20 protein-coding genes are annotated in these 18,649 nt (G+C 42.6%); 6 read left to right on the top strand and 14 right to left on the bottom strand.

What is annotated here, in order from left to right; genetic code table 11:
- The first annotated feature begins 98 nt into the window (after positions 1–98).
- The 6 genes from A7D14_RS17365 (at position 99) to A7D14_RS17340 (ending at position 4,802) form a co-directional block, all read left to right on the top strand.
- A complete protein-coding gene (locus tag A7D14_RS17365; protein ID WP_067037432.1) occupies positions 99–581 on the top strand; it encodes a DUF4870 domain-containing protein in 483 nt (160 codons plus the stop codon).
- Positions 581–1,033 (top strand): nuclear transport factor 2 family protein, encoded by a 453-nt coding sequence (locus A7D14_RS17360; protein ID WP_067037430.1) that lies wholly within the window; start codon positions 581–583, stop codon positions 1,031–1,033. Before A7D14_RS17365 ends, A7D14_RS17360 begins: the two co-directional genes overlap by 1 nt.
- Before the next feature lie 258 nt (positions 1,034–1,291).
- The gene (locus A7D14_RS17355) at positions 1,292–1,621 is read left to right on the top strand and encodes a PadR family transcriptional regulator (RefSeq protein WP_036385693.1); all 330 of its coding nucleotides are present in this window, start codon (positions 1,292–1,294) and stop codon (positions 1,619–1,621) included.
- A 9-nt stretch (positions 1,622–1,630) separates the two neighbouring features.
- Entirely contained in the window at positions 1,631–3,364 is a 1,734-nt protein-coding gene (locus tag A7D14_RS17350) for a PspC domain-containing protein (protein ID WP_067037428.1), read from the top strand.
- Between the two features lie 86 nt (positions 3,365–3,450).
- Positions 3,451–4,173: a head GIN domain-containing protein gene (locus A7D14_RS17345; protein ID WP_067037426.1), complete on the top strand. Its 723-nt coding sequence runs from the start codon at positions 3,451–3,453 to the stop codon at positions 4,171–4,173.
- Positions 4,174–4,352: 179 nt separating this feature from the next.
- Entirely contained in the window at positions 4,353–4,802 is a 450-nt protein-coding gene (locus A7D14_RS17340; RefSeq protein ID WP_067037424.1) for a hypothetical protein, read from the top strand.
- Positions 4,803–4,930: 128 nt separating this feature from the next.
- Here A7D14_RS17340 and A7D14_RS17335 read toward each other — a convergent pair whose 3' ends face one another.
- From A7D14_RS17335 to A7D14_RS17265, 14 genes are all read right to left on the bottom strand, one after another.
- The gene (locus A7D14_RS17335; RefSeq protein ID WP_067037422.1) at positions 4,931–6,109 is read right to left on the bottom strand and encodes a Gfo/Idh/MocA family protein; all 1,179 of its coding nucleotides are present in this window, start codon (positions 6,107–6,109) and stop codon (positions 4,931–4,933) included.
- 4 nt (positions 6,110–6,113) lie between these two features.
- Complete coding sequence (locus A7D14_RS17330) at positions 6,114–7,436, bottom strand: Gfo/Idh/MocA family protein (protein WP_067037420.1); 1,323 nt, start codon at positions 7,434–7,436, stop codon at positions 6,114–6,116.
- Between the two features lie 12 nt (positions 7,437–7,448).
- Positions 7,449–8,795 carry a DUF1080 domain-containing protein gene (locus A7D14_RS17325; protein ID WP_409552700.1) on the bottom strand — a complete coding sequence of 449 codons (1,347 nt, stop codon included), beginning with the start codon at positions 8,793–8,795 and terminating at the stop codon, positions 7,449–7,451.
- A 192-nt stretch (positions 8,796–8,987) separates the two neighbouring features.
- Positions 8,988–9,956, bottom strand: coding sequence for a thioredoxin-disulfide reductase (gene trxB / locus A7D14_RS17320; RefSeq protein WP_067037416.1), 969 nt, complete (start codon positions 9,954–9,956; stop codon positions 8,988–8,990).
- Positions 9,957–10,610: 654 nt separating this feature from the next.
- On the bottom strand, positions 10,611–10,985 hold the full coding sequence (locus A7D14_RS17310; RefSeq protein WP_067037412.1) for a hypothetical protein: 375 nt from the start codon (positions 10,983–10,985) through the stop codon (positions 10,611–10,613).
- 66 nt (positions 10,986–11,051) lie between these two features.
- A complete protein-coding gene (rimK, locus tag A7D14_RS17305; RefSeq protein WP_218058550.1) occupies positions 11,052–12,425 on the bottom strand; it encodes a 30S ribosomal protein S6--L-glutamate ligase in 1,374 nt (457 codons plus the stop codon).
- 11 nt (positions 12,426–12,436) lie between these two features.
- Positions 12,437–13,222, bottom strand: coding sequence for an RMD1 family protein (locus A7D14_RS17300; protein WP_067037410.1), 786 nt, complete (start codon positions 13,220–13,222; stop codon positions 12,437–12,439).
- Between the two features lie 3 nt (positions 13,223–13,225).
- Positions 13,226–13,642, bottom strand: a complete 417-nt coding sequence (locus A7D14_RS17295; protein WP_067037408.1) for a VOC family protein — start codon at positions 13,640–13,642, stop codon at positions 13,226–13,228.
- On the bottom strand, positions 13,608–14,060 hold the full coding sequence (locus tag A7D14_RS17290) for an NUDIX hydrolase (protein ID WP_067037407.1): 453 nt from the start codon (positions 14,058–14,060) through the stop codon (positions 13,608–13,610). The genes A7D14_RS17295 and A7D14_RS17290 overlap by 35 nt, the downstream gene beginning before the upstream one ends.
- Positions 14,061–14,112: 52 nt before the next feature.
- Positions 14,113–14,424, bottom strand: coding sequence for a hypothetical protein (locus A7D14_RS17285; protein ID WP_067037405.1), 312 nt, complete (start codon positions 14,422–14,424; stop codon positions 14,113–14,115).
- Positions 14,425–14,474: 50 nt separating this feature from the next.
- A complete protein-coding gene (locus tag A7D14_RS17280; RefSeq protein WP_083158148.1) occupies positions 14,475–14,789 on the bottom strand; it encodes a hypothetical protein in 315 nt (104 codons plus the stop codon).
- 2 nt (positions 14,790–14,791) lie between these two features.
- Positions 14,792–15,766 carry a deoxyhypusine synthase family protein gene (locus A7D14_RS17275; RefSeq protein ID WP_067037403.1) on the bottom strand — a complete coding sequence of 325 codons (975 nt, stop codon included), beginning with the start codon at positions 15,764–15,766 and terminating at the stop codon, positions 14,792–14,794.
- On the bottom strand, positions 15,759–16,697 hold the full coding sequence (gene speB, locus A7D14_RS17270; protein ID WP_067037401.1) for an agmatinase: 939 nt from the start codon (positions 16,695–16,697) through the stop codon (positions 15,759–15,761). The genes A7D14_RS17275 and speB overlap by 8 nt, the downstream gene beginning before the upstream one ends.
- A 19-nt stretch (positions 16,698–16,716) precedes the next feature.
- Positions 16,717–18,171 carry an arginine decarboxylase gene (locus tag A7D14_RS17265; protein WP_067037399.1) on the bottom strand — a complete coding sequence of 485 codons (1,455 nt, stop codon included), beginning with the start codon at positions 18,169–18,171 and terminating at the stop codon, positions 16,717–16,719.
- Between the last annotated feature and the right edge of the window lie 478 nt (positions 18,172–18,649).

Raw genomic sequence — 18,649 nt, 5'->3', positions numbered from 1 at the left:
ATAGTACTTTGTTTTGCATAGTACTGTCTTTTGGATATATATTTGCATCGTAAGCTAATAGGTAAACTAATTTATATCTAAAATTCATCAATCAAAAAATGGCTACCACATTAACCAAACACGAACGAAATTTATCCGCATTGATCCATGCGTCCACCTTTTCAAAGTGGTTTATCCCTTTTGGGAACTTTATCCTTCCCTTGATTCTGTGGACCGCCAATAAAAAAGAACACAAGTTTGTGGATTATAATGGGAAGCAGGCCCTGAACTTTCAAATGAGCATGCTCCTCTACTCCATTGTTGCAGGCTTGATCAGCATTCCTTTTTTTATTGGTTTTTGGCCCGATGCATTTGACTGGGACTTTTTTGGAATCCACCGGTTGAGTGATTTCAACGACCTAAACATCAGCATCAACAGCGACGATTTTAAGTTTGGTCGGCTTTTTTGGCCAGCCGGTATTAGTGGGGTCATTCAAGTTGGGCTTGCCATCGTTAATATTGTGTATACCATCTTGGCCACCATCCGGACCAATGAGGGGGAAACTTTTAAGTATCCATTGACCATAAAATTCATCAAATAATGAAAAAGTTGAAATTAATCCTCGGTATAGGTTTTATGGTAATGACATCGTCGGCAATGGCACAAGCTCAAAAGGATTCTGAACTATACACGACCATTGCTCGGATGGACAGCATCTATTTTAATGCCTATAACACCTGCGACATGGAAAAACAGGCTGAAATCTTCGATGAGGATATTGAGTTTTATCATGACAAAGGTGGGTTCTCCAAAGATAAGCAAGCCCTGCTGGAAAGTCTGGAAAAAAACATTTGTGGGAAAGTGACGCGGACACTAGTGGACGGAAGCATTGAAGTACATCCCATAGAGAATTTTGGGGCCGTAGAAATAGCAATGCATAAATTTTACAACAAGGAAGAACCCAATGCCAAATCAAAGGCGAGTAAATTTATAGTTATCTGGAAACAGATTGGGGACAACTGGAAAATTAGTCGGGTTGTAAGCTTACATTAAATCGAAATAAAATAGGAGTTTATTCACATGCCCTGAGCCAGTTTATGTCGAGCATAGTCGAAGCAAAGGGTCAATCAAAAAACGAAAAAAACATCAATCAATCATCAATCAATCATCAATCAAAAAACGTTTCCACTTCCCCTGCTCATCACAGGGGAATGGAGTGGAAACAAAGCTGAAATAAGTTCAGCACAAGAAAACGAACAGTTAAAACAGATGCTGAACGTAAATTCAGCACTAAATTAGAACCATGAAGTTATGAACATAGAAAACACAAAAGCACAGATGCGCAAAGGGGTTCTGGAGTACTGCATCCTGTCCATCCTAAAGGATGATGACAAGTATGCTTCGGAAATTCTGGAGGCCCTAAAAGACGCCAAGATGTTAGTAGTGGAAGGTACCATATACCCTTTGTTGACAAGGTTGAAAAATGCAGGTTTGCTCAACTATAGATGGGAAGAATCCACCTCGGGGCCACCCCGAAAATACTACGCCCTTACCGAAACAGGTCAATTGTTTCTCAATGAACTCAACGGTACATGGGATGAACTTAGAAATGCAGTCAATCTGGTAACCAACACAAAATAAGTATCAAAAATGAACAAGACAGTAAATATAAATTTAGCCAATACGCTCTTTCATATAGATGATGATGCGTATAACAAGCTGAGACGATATTTGGAGTCCATAAAGCGGTCTTTTTCCGGTACGCCGGGAAGCGATGAGATCATCGCCGATATCGAGGCACGGATAGCCGAACTCTTTTTGGAGAAAATGGAAAATGAACGACAGGTCATCACCCAAAAACAGGTGGACGAGGTCATCAATGTCATGGGGCAACCCGAAGACTATATGGTGGATGAGGACATCTTTGAGGACGAACCCAAAAAGACCTATACCGAACCCAAGTCAAGAGCCAAAAAGCTCTACAGGGACATTGACCACAAATATATTGGTGGTGTCTGCGCCGGATTGGAACATTATTTAGGCTTTGATGCCCTTTGGATTCGGTTGATCTTTATCCTATTGGCCATTTTCACCGGTTTTGGTCTGGTCGCCTACATTCTACTTTGGATCTTGGTCCCCGAAGCGGCCACTACCTCGCAAAAATTGGATATGCGGGGAGAGCCTGTCAACATCAGCAATATAGAACGCAAGGTTAAAGAGGGGTTTGATGATGTTGCAGACAAAGTGAAAAATGTTGACTACGAAAAAGTGGGCAACAAGGTCAAAAGCAGCTCCAAGACCTTTTTTGACGCCATAGGCGATATTATCATGTTCCTGTTCAAAGTATTTGGCAAGTTCATTGGCATTTTGTTGATCATCATAGGTGCCGCAACACTAATTGGGTTGTTCATAGCACTCTTTTCCGTGGGACTGCTGAATGCCGTACATTTTCCCGGAGTGGATTTTTACGAAATCGTGAATACCACAGGTGCACCGGTTTGGGTAGTTTCACTGTTGCTCTTCTTCGCCTTTGCAATCCCATTTTTCTTCGTTCTGTATTTGGGCTTGAAGATTTTGGTGAACAACCTAAAATCCATCGGGAACATTGCCAAGTTCTCCCTTTTGGGGCTTTGGTTGATTTCCATGGGGGTATTGTTTGCCCTTGGGGTACGCCAAGCAGCCGAGTTTGCCAATGTGGGCAGTATTCATGAAAAGGACCAGATACTTATGGAGAATCCTACGGATACCTTATTGGTAAAAATGAGATCTACTGGATTTGAACACAGTATGGAAGACGTACATTTTGGGCGTATGACCTTTGGCTATGACCAAAATGACAATAGGGTCTTGATTTCTGACGATGTGGATATCAAAGTAAGAAAGTCTGATGATGACTATGTAAGAATCAATATCCGAAAGGACTCCCATGGAAGTACATCTTTGGTGGCCAGAGACCGAGCCAAAGAAATTAATTATGGGTATGAATTGCTGGGAAATACCATCGCTTTGGATGAGCACCTTACCACGGATGTTTCCAACAAGGCCAGAGATCAAGAAGTGACCGTTACCCTCCATATTCCTGAAGGGAGAACAGTGAGGTTTGAAGAATCGACCCGAGGTTACCTTGGGCGCGGCATCGACAACGACAAGGAGTATTACCGAAGTGGTATTGTGGGTTACGTCTGGATCATGGGGAATGATGGCGAATTAAAATGCCAAGACTGTCCCGAAGATCCTGAAGAAAACGAGGAAGAAGAGGGCGGAAAGATCATTATCAACGAAGATGGGGTGGACATCAACCTCAAAGATCGGGGAGATTCTTTTGAGATGAAGATCAACGAAGACGGCATTAAAGTGAAAGCAGGCGAAAAAAACAACATTTGAGTACCTGTTTTCTACAATTGGGCAATTATTAATTTATATAACGAATAGCAATAACGAATTTCGAATCAATCATTAAAACAACAATCATGACAACACTAGCAAGATTAGCCATCGCAGCATTATTCTCTTTATTTGCTTCGTCCTGTATGTTCGATATGAACTTTGGCGACGGTAAACGAGGAAACGGCGAAGTGGTGGAAGAAACCCGAAACGTCACAGAGGATTTTACCGAGGTATCTGCCTCAGAAGGCCTGGATGTATTTGTGACCCAAGACCAAGAATTCAAGATTACCGTTGAAGCTGATGAGAACATCATAGATCTTATCGGAACGGATATTAGGGATGGACGACTTAAAATACATGCCATTGAAAACATTGGTAGGGCCACCAAGAAAGTCTATGTTTCCCTACCTCATATTACTGCATTGAAAAGCTCCAGCGGTGCAGACCTTATTGCACAAAATGTTATCGAGTCCGAAAACTTGGAACTGGATGCCAGCAGTGGTTCTGACATACAAGTTGAGGTTGTGGCCCATGAAGTATCTGCAGATGCCAGTAGTGGGGCTGATATCCGACTGTCTGGAAGGGCAGATATGCTCTATGTCGATGCCAGTAGCGGTTCTGACATCAAGGCCAAGGATCTTATGGCCAAGACCTGCAATGCCGATGCCAGTAGCGGAGCGGACATTTCCGTCAATGTTTCAGAATCGTTGGTGGCCGATGCCAGCAGCGGAGCGGACATATCCTATACCGGGGAAGCCAATGTGCAGAAAAAGAAATCTGTTTCTGGCAGCGTCCACAAATATTGATCGACAAAACAGCGAATATTCGCAAGCACTTTTTCATTTTATCCAATCCATGGCCCGGCTATTTGTCGGGCCTTTTTCGTTTTAACATATCCTTAATTTTATGGGTTTGTTTTTAAATATTTGTTAAAATTATTTGTACCTTATTAAGGGAAATGTAGTCTAACTCTAAACTAACAACTATGAAAAAAATATTGGGATTGGCCATTTTGATGTTCATTTTAATCTCGGCCACAAGATTTACAGCTCCAAAACCTGACAACATGCATACCATAGAAGGAACATGGGAATTGGTAAGTTTCTACAATTATGATGATGGAGTTACTGTTTCGGACACAATGCCCAGGGCAGATGGGTACCGCCAAGTGAAAATGTATTACAACGGTAAGGTAATGTGGTCCAGGTATGTGCCCAATGACAACAATGGAAGGTTTGGTTATGGTTCATATTACATTAAGGAAAATGAACTCCATGAGACCATCATCTTCGGGGATGCCGAAATGATGAAAGCTTTGGACACGTTGACCGAATTTGTTTTTGAGCTTGATCTGCAAAATGATACCTACAGTCAAATAACCGTAGATGAAGAAGGCAATAGGACCTTTTCCGAAAATTACCGGCGCATAGATTAAATTGACAAGTACAAAGAGGCTGTCCAAAAAGTATTGAAACACGTCATACTGATAAACAAATCATTATGGGAACCTGAAACAAGTTCAGGTTGACGAAAATTGACTTTTTAGACAGCGTTTTTATTTTATTAAACAATACCTGTTTTCCAAGATACTGAGGTGCCATTGTACAAAGCATCAAGGCCCATCTGTACACAAATAGCGGCCTTGGCTCCTGTCTCAACACTTGAATTTGGTTCTTGGTCATTACTGACAGCGTTTTTAAAATCCAACAAGGCCTGTTTGGTGGGGTCCAAATGCTCCATTTTAATGGGAATACCATTGTGCTCGTCCCATTCAAGGGTTGCTCCTGAAACCCCGTCAACCTCACCTATTTGTTTGTTTTCCTCCAATTTTTCCGGATAGAACCAGGCATTGGTATACCCTATGGTTATGGTGCCATTGTCTCCCAGAATTTTAATCAAATAATCATCCTTGGAGTTACTGGTCAAACAAGTGAATTTGGCCCTTACCCCATTGGGATAGGTATAGATCATGTGCACATTGTCATACGTTTCCCGACCATCCTTCCAATAATCAATGCCACCTTCGCCAATAACCCTAAGCGGCACAGCATCCAAAATCCAATTGGCCAAATCCAGCTGATGTGAGCAGAGTTCCGCCAATAAACCTCCCGAAAATTCTTTATACATGCGCCAATTGATGGCCCTTTCGTATTTTGGATGTGGAACGGGCCTACGCCAATCTGCATTGCGGTTCCATTGGCAATCAATTGCAGTAACCTTCCCTATTTTTCCTTTTTTTATCAAATCGACCACATGGGTATAGAGTCTGGAACTATGGTATTGATGTCCGGTTTGGAACACCGTCTTTGCACTTGAGGCCGCTTGAACCAGATTTTGAATGCCATCAAACCCTTTCGCCATGGTTTTTTCACAGTACACATGTTTTCCGGCGTCCAGTGCATCCAATGCAATTTTTTCGTGGGTACTGAAGGGTGTGGAAACAATGACCGCATCTATATCATTATTATCCAAAAGGGCTCTATGGTCAGCATAGGCCATGGCATTTCCAGAAACCTTTTTTATTCCGCTCTCCAGCCGAAAAGGCAAAACATCACAGCAACCCACCACCTCTAACCCGGGAATATCGTTCATAATTGAAATTAGACCACCACCCCGGTCACCTGTACCAATGACACCAACTTTTATGGTATCTTTTTTGAATGGTGTCCAAATTCCAGTTCCCAAAGTAGAAACGCCCGCTAGGGCCACACCGCTCTTCTTGGTAAATTCCCTTCGTTTCATTCAATTATAATTTAGGTTCCCATCCTTTTTCATACTCCCGCTTCCAGTTTTCCATTACGGTATCATTGTTGAGCACCTTTCCGGTTTTGGTATCTATTTTAAGACTATGCCCGGCATCTTGTGCAAAATTCCCCAAATGGCACAGCATGGTGGAAATACTGGCATCGTTGATTTCTGCATGCAATGACTCATCCTTGCGTATGGCGTTGAAAAAGTTCTTTACATGATCTACATCCAAACCGCCTATTCCCTGGGTGTTGGTGGTGGCACTTACCGAATTCTCAAACTCAAATTTTATGGGATTCCCGCCCAAATCGTACAATTTGTAAAAATTCCTATCGAGCTCAATGGTTCCTTTGCTACCATATATAGTCACTCCCCTTCCCGGACGTTCAGGTTTCATCATTCCTCTACTGTGCCCTGTCCATGTGATGAACTTGTCTCCGGGAAATGTGTAGGTCACCTGCTGATTGTCCACAAATTCCCAGTCATCATCGTAGGTATACTTCCCACCAAATGAAGTCACGGTTTCGGGGAGATCCACCCCTAGGGCCCAACGGCTTATGTCAATTTCGTGGGTGCCATTGTTGTGGATTTCACCCGTACCCCAATTGCGGAACCAATGCCAGTTATAGGGATGTATGTTATCCCGATACGCTTCGCGAGGGGCTGGCCCTTGCCAGAGTTCCCAATCCAAGGTTTTGGGCACGGAAATTTCTGCCCCTTTCCCAATAGACCCCCTATTATTGGAATAATAGGCTTCAGCCTTATATGCCTCACCGATAACCCCATTCTTGATGTCTGCCATCGCCATAATGGAAGTTTTGGCCGAACGCTGCTGGTTGCCCATTTGTACTTTTTTGCCATACTTGTTCTGGGCAGCCACCAAAAGATCGTTCTCATACGGATTGTGGCTACAGGGCTTTTCAACATAGACATGCTTGCCCGCTTGCATCGCCATGATGGCCATTGGGGCATGCCAATGTTCCGGCGTTGCAATGAAGACGGCATCCACATCCTTGTCTTCCAAAATTTTCCGGAAGTCTTTTTCCACTTTGGGCACATAACCGATGTTGTTCTGACACCAAGCGTTGTGCTCTTCAATAATCACATCATCTACATCGCAATTGTATAAAATCTGGGCATTGGGGTCTTGATGAATGGCTATGACGTGTGCCTTGGCCCTACTCCGCACCCCAATAACGGCTACTCTAAGCCTATCATTGGCCCCTAAAACATTGGACAAGCCAAAGCTGGGCATTCCCACCAATGTCAAGCCAGTGGCGCCCACGGTTGTCTTTTTAATGAAATCCCTTCGTGTATTCATGGTATTGGCTATTTATAGTTCTTTGATTTTGATATTCTTGAAAGTAACCTTGTTTCCATGGTCTTGGAGCAGGATATTTCCCTTTTCGGCTTCACCAAAATTTGGCCATATTTTGTACTTGCTTTCCGATACCAATTTTTTATAATCATCGCTACTTCGCTCGTACTCCAATACTTTCATCCCATTCAACCAGTGCTCCACATGGTTGTTGTTTGAAATAACATGGGCCGAATTCCACTCACCGATGGGTTTTACATATTTGGTAGTGTCGGCTTGGATAAGATCATACAGCGATGCCAAGGTCCTGCTGCCTTCATGGTTGCCCAATTTTGCATCGGGATGCACCTCATCATCCAATAGTTGGTATTCCAGTCCAATGGAGGAACCTTCTCCTTTGTTCAAATCTGTATCCACATAATATTTTATGCCGCTGTTGGCTCCTTCTGTCAATTTAAAGTCCAATTTCAGTTCAAAATTGCCATATTGTTTTTCCGTAACGATATCACCTCCGGCTTCCGACTCGCCTCCGCCTGATGGCAGTACAGTGAGCTCTCCGTTTTCAATGGTCCAGCCCTCTTCGGGAAAATGGTCCAGCTTGGCACCACGCCAACCTTTGGTGGTTTCACCATCCCATAAGAGCTCCCAGCCTTCTTCTTTTTCGTGGTGGGTAAGGCTGTTTTTTGTGATCACGGGCTTTAAAGGCATTGTCCTGGTATATTTTTGAAGGCTATCGGTAAGTATCCGAACATTTCTCCATCGGATTTCCGTACCTGCTTTTTGATTCTCTCCGATGCTGTGCACCTGCAATGCTATAAATCCACTATCCGTTTCATCATCGATAAGATAAGAAGCTGGCACACCGTTGATCCATGTTTTGATGGTATCCCCAATAGCCTCAATGCGGTAATGGTTCCATTCATTTTGCATAAAGGCATCTTGTGCCCTTTCATTGTTGGTCAAGGGAACCAACCATCCCCGTCTGGCCTCTTCATAAATTCCGGCGCTCCAAGCTCTATCCGAAGGATCAATTTCCACCTGATAGCCGTGTACCCTTCCATTTTTATATGCTGGGAGGCTGTGGCTGCGAATCTGTATGCCGGAGTTCATGGTAGAATCGACCAGATAGTCCAATTCTAAAATAAAATCACTGTAGTCTTTATCGGTGGCCAGAAAAGTATTGGGGGTATTGTGGACGGTCTTGCCCACAATTTCTCCATTCTGTAGTTCATATTCCGCAGTACCGCCTAAAATGATCCATCCATCCAAGGTTTTTCCATCAAATAGTGGTTGCCACGGTGTAGTGTCTTTGGGATTGTTGTTACAAGCTAGAATGAATACGGACATCAACAGCATGTACATACCGATTCGAAAGAACTGTTTGTTTGTTTTCACGTGTTTGTTTTTAGCTAATTAATTAGTTGAAATTTTTTGATTTGGCAATCCCTCACAATTTAAGGTTTTTGAATTATTTCTTTTGCCCAAATGTCTTCAAACAAAAAAAGTGGTCCATTTGGACCACTTTTTCAAGTACATGTTTTATCAATGGATTTCTTAGGAAACAACTGTTTCCTTGCTTTCCACAGCGGCCAAATACCGTTCAGCATCAAGAGCTGCCATACAACCTGTTCCGGCTGCTGTTACGGCCTGTCTATAGATTTTGTCCTGTGCATCACCGCTGGCAAAGACTCCAGGCCTATTGGTCTTGGTGGATTTGGGCTGGGTAATGATGTACCCCGTCTCATCCATATCCAATTGGCCTTTGAATATACCCGTGTTTGGCTTATGTCCGATAGCGATAAAAAGTCCCGTAATGGCTATCTCCTCTTTCTCACCTGTTTGGTTGTTCACCATTCTGAGGCCTTCCACCACTTGGTCTCCAAGAACCTCATCCACCTCGGTGTTGTATCTAATTTCAATATTGTCAATACTGTTGACCCTATGCTGCATGGCTTTTGATGCTCTCATATAGTCCTTTCTAACCAACATGGTTACTTTTTTACAGATATTGGCCAAATAGGAAGCTTCTTCGGCTGCGGTATCACCCGCCCCAACTATGGCAACTTCCTGTCCTTTGTAGAAGAATCCATCACAAACGGCGCAGGCAGATACACCACCTCCGCGCAAACGTTGCTCACTTGGAATGTTCAAATACTTGGCAGATGCGCCTGTTGAAATAATCACGGTTTCCGCTTCAATCACTTTGGAATCATCCACGGTAATTTTGTGGATTCCACCAAACTCTTCGCTAAGGTCTACCGCAGTGACCATACCTATCCTAACTTCAGTACCGAACCGTTCTGCTTGCTGCTGCAATTGAATCATCATTGTTGGGCCATCTATCCCTTCGGGATAGCCCGGGAAATTATCCACTTCGGTGGTGGTGGTCAACTGTCCCCCAGGTTCCATACCGGTGTACATTACAGGTTTCAAATCGGCTCTAGCGGCATAAATTGCAGCGGTGTATCCAGCTGGTCCGGATCCTATGATCAATGTTTTTATTCTTTCCAATTGTTCTGACATAGCTAAATCTTCCTCATTATATTATCTTACAAAAGTAGCTTTTTTGGAAAGAACCTTACAAAAAGGAAATGTGGGATATCCCTCGTTTTTTTTAAAAGATGTGAACAATGTAAAAAGAGTACTCGTTAAAATTGACCAAAAATGAAAAAGAGCCCAAAGGGAAAGGCTCTTTTTCTGAGAAATGTAGGTCAAATTTATGGGAATATTTTACTTGATCATAAAAAACCGTTACAACCAAGGGGCTCAACCTCAAAACCCCCTGGCGCAACGTAAAACCTCTTTGGAACAAGACAGTAGGTTAAGAACAGGTAGAATACCTTACAATTTACCTTATCTTATTTTTTGGAGGTTTGTGTTTTAACCACAAAGAGTTTTTCATTTGCTGTGGTAAACTTACCATGAATTATTTTCTGGCAAAGCCTTAATTAATCAATGGGGCATATCTCTTAACGAATGCCCCTTTTGAATTCATACTTTTTTAAAAAGGCACTATTTTAATCCCCTTTTTTGGTTATAAAGTTGGAATTTATCAATGCGAAAAAAATATAGGGAGATGTACCTAGATCGATAAAAGGCATTTGGGTAATTAAAAATGAAAGAATTGTAGATTCGTTGGGGGCGACCAAAAAAAAAGACCTCTATTGAGGTCCAATGTTATATCCTGATAGGCTCTTTACTGGTCAAATTTACATCTTTGAGAAGTGTGTCGGTAAATTTGAAATGCCCTTTGGTGGTAATGATCTTAAACCGGTTAGAACGTAAACGTGCCACAGTATCCAAGAGCAGCCATTTTGACTTCAACTTACTTGGGTCAAATGATTTAAGGCTAATGTCAAAGAAATACTTTCTACCATTCTTATGTGCAGATATATCGGCCGAAAGATTGGTTCCACCCTTCTTTTTCACAAAGGTCTTGGGTGATTCGTATCCCGGCAAATCTGTTTTGATATTGGTAAACCCTCTTTCCTTGAGGTAGTTTATTGCTCTTTCCAAAAAATCTTTATGTTCGTCTATTTCTTTTCCAACCATACCTTGTAATATAAAAGAAAAAATCAGAAAAGCAAATTATTTAACAAGAAATACCTTCGGTATCAATCAATTATGGTATTTCAACTTTCGTTCTATGGTCTCGATCATGACATTGGCAATATCCATCCCGGTTGTGTTTTCAATACCTTCCAAGCCCGGAGATGAATTTACTTCCAAAAGCAAAGGCCCCCTATTAGATCGGATGATGTCTACCCCGGCAACATCCAAATTAAGGACCTTGGCAGATTTTACGGCCAACTTACGTTCCTCAGGTGTTATTTTAATCTTGGATGCTGCGCCCCCTTGATGAATGTTTGCCCTGAATTCCCCTTTCTGTGCCTGACGCTGCATGGAAGCCACCACTTTGCCGTTCACCACAAAACAGCGAATGTCCTGCCCATTGGCTTCTTTGATAAATTCCTGCACCAAAATATTGGTCTGTACACTTTTAAAGGCATTGATCACACTTTCCGCCGCCTTATTGGTCTCGGCCAGAACCACTCCTTTGCCCTGGGTACTCTCCAATAATTTTATGATCAATGGGGAACCATTGACCATCCGTATGAGGTCCTTGGTGTCCATGGGAGACTTGGCAAAGCCTGTAATGGGAATATGGATATCGTTCTTGGAAAACAGTTGCGAGGCAAAGAGCTTGTCCCGCGACTTGCTAATGGAATCGGCGGAATTAAGGCAGTACACGCCCAACGTATCAAATTGCCGCAATAAGGCACAACCATAAAATGTGACGGCTGGCTTTATTCGGGGAATCACCGCATCAAACTTGTCCAAGACATTCCCTCCACGGTACCGGATTTCCGGAGAACTTGCATCCAGTTTCATGTACGCATTCTCCACATTCAAAAAGACCACTTTGTGGCCCCGCATCTCCCCGGCCTCTATGATTCGTTTATTGCTGTACAATTCAGGGTTACTGGCCAAAAGCCCCAAGGTCAACCCCGATTTCTCACTCATATAGGGTTTGTACTTTTTGGAAATCTCTTCGGTGGAAATATCTCCCTGACAAAAACTCTGGGCTGGATCTACCAAATATCTGTCATTGATGGCTTCCCTGCCCAAAAGCATTCGGTATTCCATGGTGTCCCTATTGGCCAAGGTCAACTCTATATCAAAGGTCTTGCGGCCAATGGTGACCGGTGTCTTGATCACAGGGCGCTCCTCCGATATACCTTGCGAGCTCTTCACGCTTCTTACATCAAACAATTTGGCTTGACACAGAATGGAAATGCTACGGTTATCTTGAATGGGATTGACCTCAAAACGCACCCAATCCTCTAATCCCTTGGTAAAAATCTTTACTTTGCTGGCCTGAATGGAAGAGGTTTTTGCCCCTGAATCGACCCGGGCTTTGATAGCAGGAATGCCCATTTCCTCCAAACGGCACCACTCTTCGCTGCCCAATATTTTAGTACTGTCCAAAATAAACTATATAATTAATTGATCAATCGCATAATAAACAGGTCCACTACCTCAACCAAGATCAAGATAATGATGATCCACTCCAATCTACTGCTCTCCCGGTGATCCATAATGTCCTTAAAAAGGCTCAGGTTTTCTTTTATAATGTACCCTTGCTCTTTAATGGTACGATATCGTTCCTTCAAATCAAAGATTTGCTTCAAGTTTTTGTCCAATCGGTCCAAATCCTCATCTTCCCAGACCACCTCGTGCGAATCAAAAATATAGAGGTTCTCTGAAATCTGGTTGTTGATGTTCAGCACCCTGCCGATGTGTTTTTTTAGTCTTCTGCCTCCAAGATCTAATTTTCCCTTCACTTCCAAATGGTTGGTGTGTTGACGGGTCTCCTTCATGATCTGTTCCGAAAGTCCTGAAAAATAATCCAATGCCACGGATTGGGACAAATGGAGCAATGTTAATCGCATGGCCTCAATATCGGATTCGGGCAAAATGATCTTATTATTGGTGACCTTGGGCTTGGCATTGCCCGGCAAGAGTTCTATATCTATTTCCTCAGTGAGTTCAGACTGCTGCCATCCTTCGCAAAAGGGCTTGATTTCTTCGGTAGTGGCCGCAATGGATGCCTCATCAAACCCAAAAAAGGACACAATACCGTACCTGAAAATATATACGTATCCTCCCTCATCGGCATAAAACAGTTCATCCCGATCTCCAAACAATAATTTTTTGTGAAACGCCTGTCTACAACCAAAAATATCAATGTTTCCGGCAAGATGAAGCGCTATGGCCTTAAAGTCCATTCATTACTCTGTTGCAAAAATCTCAGTGGTCTCCTTAAAGCTTTTGAATTCCACCATATAGCCATTGGGATCCTGTATAAAAAAGGAAAGGTGCTCCCCAATTTTATCCTGCATAAAAGTGGCCTCGGTGGTAATTTCCAAATCCATTTGGAACAATCTTGTGTAAAGTTCGCCCCAAACATCCACGGGTACAATGATCCCAAAGTGGAACGACGGCAAGATATAATCCTCCAAACGGTAGTTCTTAAAATCGAAATTAAAATTTCCCGATTGCGTAAACGTCAATTGATGACCAAAAAGGTCAACGTCCAACCATTTTTCAGCATGTCTGCCCAAATTGGCCTGGATGACCTCTTGATAGAAGGTCCGGGTCTCTTCTATGTCCTTACATGGCAAGGCGAGATGAAATTTGACCTCCATTTTTTCTGTTTTTCTTTGTTTTTCTTCCAAAACTTTTAAAATATGATCTTACTGCCAACCTGTCCGATTTGTCCATAAAGGGCAGGGCTTCTTTCCAATCTACCCAAAAGGCCGCTTCAAACTTGTGCTTTTCCTTGACCTTGATGGCCGATGGTTTCAAGTGGATCAGAAAATAATTTTTAATAATGGGCTTGATTCTGCCTTTTTTGATGTGGGACAGATAGAACTGGACCTCGCCGGGCGACAGTCTTAATTTTATTTCCTCCCCCACTTCCCTGATCAGGGTCTCTTCCTCCGTCTCCTTCTTTTTCTTTACGCCCCCGGGCAAGGTGTACCGAAGCGGTCTACCCACTTTTTGCAGCACCAATACCTTGTCCTTGTGCAAGGCGATAAGACGTGATTTGACCAATCTTTTCATATTGGCTAAGTTACTATGTAAAAGGGGCAGGGGTCGCCTGCCCTTTCCATAATTAATTCCTTAGTTCTAAATCCACTATGACATAAATGTCATATTCATCATCATTCTCATCAAATGCTGTGTCGATGGTGTAGGTGACCGTAAAGTCTTTCCCTACAAAATCCTCAGCATCCAAATCGTACTTCTTTGCTGCTTCTGAATCAATCTCGGAAAATTCATAGACCGAACCATCTGCATCAACAAATGTGTAGTTGCCCCCCACGTAACCGTTGTAGGTAGCTTCCACCACAAGATCAGCGTCCTGTGTGGCAGGTACTTCCAAAAATGCCGCTAAGGACAAGAACATGAAAAAAACAATTTTCATACTCTGGAAATTTGATTGTTGTTATGTGTGTTTGGACATTTATGGCCAAATCATTCCTCTTCGGAACTTTCCAACCCATCCGTATCCAGGGATGTTTCTTCGTCGCTATCGTCACCATCATCATTAACATCAAAGTCTTCCATTGCCATGACCAAGCGTTTGCTCACCTTGATGAGATATGCGGTATCCTCAGTGCGTACCTCTATACACTCCACCACTTCATTGCTGGCGTTTCGGTAGGTGACGATATCATCATCATCGTACCCATCTGGATATTTTTCCACCAAGAGGTTGAGCATGTGGTTGTCCAACTTCTTGTAATCCACGATTACGCGTTTCAGCGCCAATGATTGTCTGTTTTTCATCATTACATGTTTAGGAGGTAAGCAAAAATCAACGGTGCTACAATGGTCGCGTCGGATTCTATAATGAACTTAGGGGTGTGGATGTCCAGTTTTCCCCAAGTGATCTTTTCATTGGGCACCGCGCCGGAATAGGACCCAAAACTTGTTGTGGAATCACTGATTTGGCAGAAATAAGACCAAAAAGGGATGTCGGTCATCTCCATATCTTGGTACAACATCGGCACTACACAAATGGGAAAATCACCGGCTATGCCTCCTCCAATTTGAAAAAAGCCGATACCGTTATCAGAGTTTTTGCTGTACCAATCCGCCAAAAAGGTCATGTACTCAATTCCGGATTTAACGGTACTGGCCTTTAATTCCCCTTTAATGACATAGCTGGCAAAAATGTTGCCCATGGTGCTGTCTTCCCATCCAGGAACCACAATTGGGAGGTTTTTTTGCGCCGCAGCATACATCCATGAATCCTTAATATCGATTTCATAGTACTCTTCCAAAACCCCGGACAACAAAAGTTGGTACATATATTCATGCGGAAAATAGCGTTTACCTTCCTCTTCGGCATTTTTCCAAAGTTTGAAGATGTGCTTTTGCAAGCGACGGAATGCTTCTTCCTCCGGAATACAGGTATCGGTTACGCGGTTCAATCCCTTTTCCAACAATTCCCATTCATCCTGGGGAGTTAAATCCCTGTAATTGGGTACCCGTTTGTAGTGCGAGTGCGCCACAAGGTTCATCAGATCCTCTTCCAAGTTGGCCCCGGTACAGGAAACAATGTGCACTTTATCGGTACGTATGATTTCTGAAAAAATCTTGCCCAATTCGGCAGTGCTCATGGCCCCCGCCAAGGAAACCAACATTTTGGAACCCTGGTTCAACTGTGCTTCATATCCTTTTGCGGCATCCACTAGGGAAGCTGCATTGAAATGAAGGAAGTATTTTTCAATAAATTGTGTTATTTCTCCTTTGTCACTCATCGTAATCATCCATTATTGAATTGGATTTCTTGAAATCTTCGTCTCCTTCAACAAATCCATCTTCGATATATTCATTTTCATCGGCGTACTTATAGCTCAACATTTTGTAATACAGCTTGGCTGCCAGAAAATCTGAAGAGCGCTCATTTTTATTGGGACACAGTTCAACAATGTCAAAGCCCACCACATTCTTTTCTTCAAAGACCCGCTTTAAAAAATCCAGGGTTTCATACCAGAGCAGTCCGCCTGGCTCGGGAGTCCCTGTCGATGGCATTATCGAGGGGTCAAATGCATCCAAATCAAAAGTAATGTACACATTGTCCGTCATTAATTCTATTGCATTGTCCATCCAGAAATCATCCGTTACCATTTCATGGGCAAAAAACACCCTGTCCCGGTCCATGACCAAGGTTTCGGCATGGTCCATACTGCGTATGCCCACTTGCACCAAATTTGTGGTCTCATTGGCCTCGTAAAGGGCACAGGCATGATTGTATTTTGAGCCATTGTATTCTTTTCTGAGGTCGGCATGCGCATCAATCTGGAGTACTGTAAGGTCTTCAAAACATTCGTTGAATGCTCTGATCGCCCCAATGGAAATGGAATGCTCCCCACCTACCATAGTCACCAGTTTGTTCCGATTAATGAACTCCTTCACGGTTTTGTGCACCGCATCAACCATGGTGTCCGGTGATTCAAAATCATCCACGGCATCTGCCAAGTAAATCCCTTGTTTATACACTTCGCTATCTGTTTCAATATCGTAAACCTCCATATTTTCCGAGGCTTCCAAAAAAGCCTCCGGACCTTTGTCAGCTCCTTTTCCCCACGTACTTGTACCATCGTAGGGAACCGGCAACAACACCACTTTTGCCTTTTCAGGCGACCCGTATTCCTTGGGAATACCAGCATACATTCTATTCGTTTTCATTTTAATTAATAATTCGTAATCAGTTTTTGCTGGAAACCAGCAGTTTTTTGGGGTCTAAAAGACCATTTTCATCTTTTTTTGGACCATACCCTAAAATGGACAAGAAATCTTCGGCGGTTTGCTGTTCAGCGAACACCGTGGTTTTCAAATTCCCTTTCTCATCTTTATTAATGAGTATGTGTTTGGGGTGGGGAATGAGACAGTGCTGCAATCCCCCAAAACCTCCAATGGTTTCTTGGTAGGCCCCAGTATTGAAAAAACCGATATAAAGTGGCTTGTCCTTTTTATACTTGGGCATGTAGATGGCGTTCATGTGTTGCTCGGAGTTGTAATAGTCGTCACTGTCACAGGTAAGCCCACCCAATAAAACACGCTCATACTCTTCGTTCCATCGGTTAATGGCCAATGTGATAAACCGTTTGCTGATCGCCCATGAATCTGGCATGGTGGTTATGAATGATGAATTGATCATATTCCATTTTTCACGGTCGTTCTGCTGTTTTTGGTATAAAACTTCATAAATGGTGCCACCACTTTCGCCAACCGTGAAGCTTCCAAATTCGGTGAAGATATGGGGGACATCCACTTCGGCCTCGTCACAGGCTTGTTTGATCTGATGGATGATCTCATCGACCATATACTCGTAATCGTACTCAAAGGCCAATGAGTTTTTAATGGGAAATCCTCCACCTATATTAAGGCTGTCCAAGGTTGGGCACACCTTTTTAAGGCTGATATAAACCTTTAAGCACTTTAAAAGTTCGTTCCAATAATAGGCTGTGTCCCTAATCCCCGTATTAATGAAAAAGTGCAACATCTTCAATTCTACTTTTTCATTGGTTTTTATGGATTGGTTGTAAAACGGAACAATATTTTTGTACCCAATACCCAATCTTGAGGTGTAGAACTCAAATTTTGGCTCTTCTTCCGAAGCAATTCGGATGCCCACTTTGTATTTTCCGTCAATAGCACTGCTCAACAATTCAATTTCCTCGTAATTGTCAATGATCGGAATACAATTGGTGTGTCCTTCATTGATCAGTTTGGCAATGTTCCGCACATACTGGTCCCTTTTAAACCCATTGCAGATAACATAGGTATTCTTGGAAATTTTGCCTTTCTTCTTTAAGTGTTCAACAATATTGATATCAAAGGCCGACGAGGTCTCTATATGAATATCGTTTTTGAGCGCTTCATTCAAAACATGCTCAAAATGGGAGCTTTTGGTGCAATAGCAATAATGGTAAGACCCCGCATAACCATGCTTGGCCATGGCTGCGCCAAACCATTCTTTTGCCCGTTGTATGTTTTTGGATATTTTGGGCAGGTATGTGAACTTCAAAGGGGTTCCATAGCGTTGGACCAGATTATATAGGTCTACACCGTGGAACTGTAACTTGTTGTCCTTTAATTGAAATTCCTCTTGGGGAAAATCATAAGTCTGCTCGATCAAGTCGATGTATTTCGTTTTCATTTGAATTTCGCTGTTTTATTAAAAGATAGTGAGAAAAATAGAAGTCTGGAAATTAAAATTTCTCAGATGCGAAATTCAAATACGGTATAGGCCACAAAGAATGGACTCCGTGAGAAATCACGGATTACGGAGTGCACTTCGGAAGTCAGCCCTACTATTCGGTGTCTTAATCGTAAGACGGCTTTTTGGGTAGACTTCCTTATTCCCAAAAGCCCGAACATGAAAAAAGTTTTCAACGCTATAGGCAATGCGTCCTTTTAGAGGGACTCATTCATGGGGTAAACATAAACAAAAAATAAATACGCCAACTTTTTTAACGAAAAATTATTTTCGCTCACAATATGTTGCAAATCAACAATTTAATGTCAAAAAATCACACCATGCCACAAAGAGTCTTTTATGGGAACCTGAGAAAAACTGCTACAAAACTTCTATTGCATTGCGGATTATTCGTCCAAACACAGATCCCAAACCAACA

The sequence above is a fragment of the Allomuricauda sp. CP2A genome, assembly GCF_001683915.1.
Taxonomy (GTDB): domain Bacteria; phylum Bacteroidota; class Bacteroidia; order Flavobacteriales; family Flavobacteriaceae; genus Flagellimonas.
The sequence above is the reverse complement of the archived record's forward strand: the minus strand, read 5'-3'. Positions and strand labels throughout refer to the sequence as shown.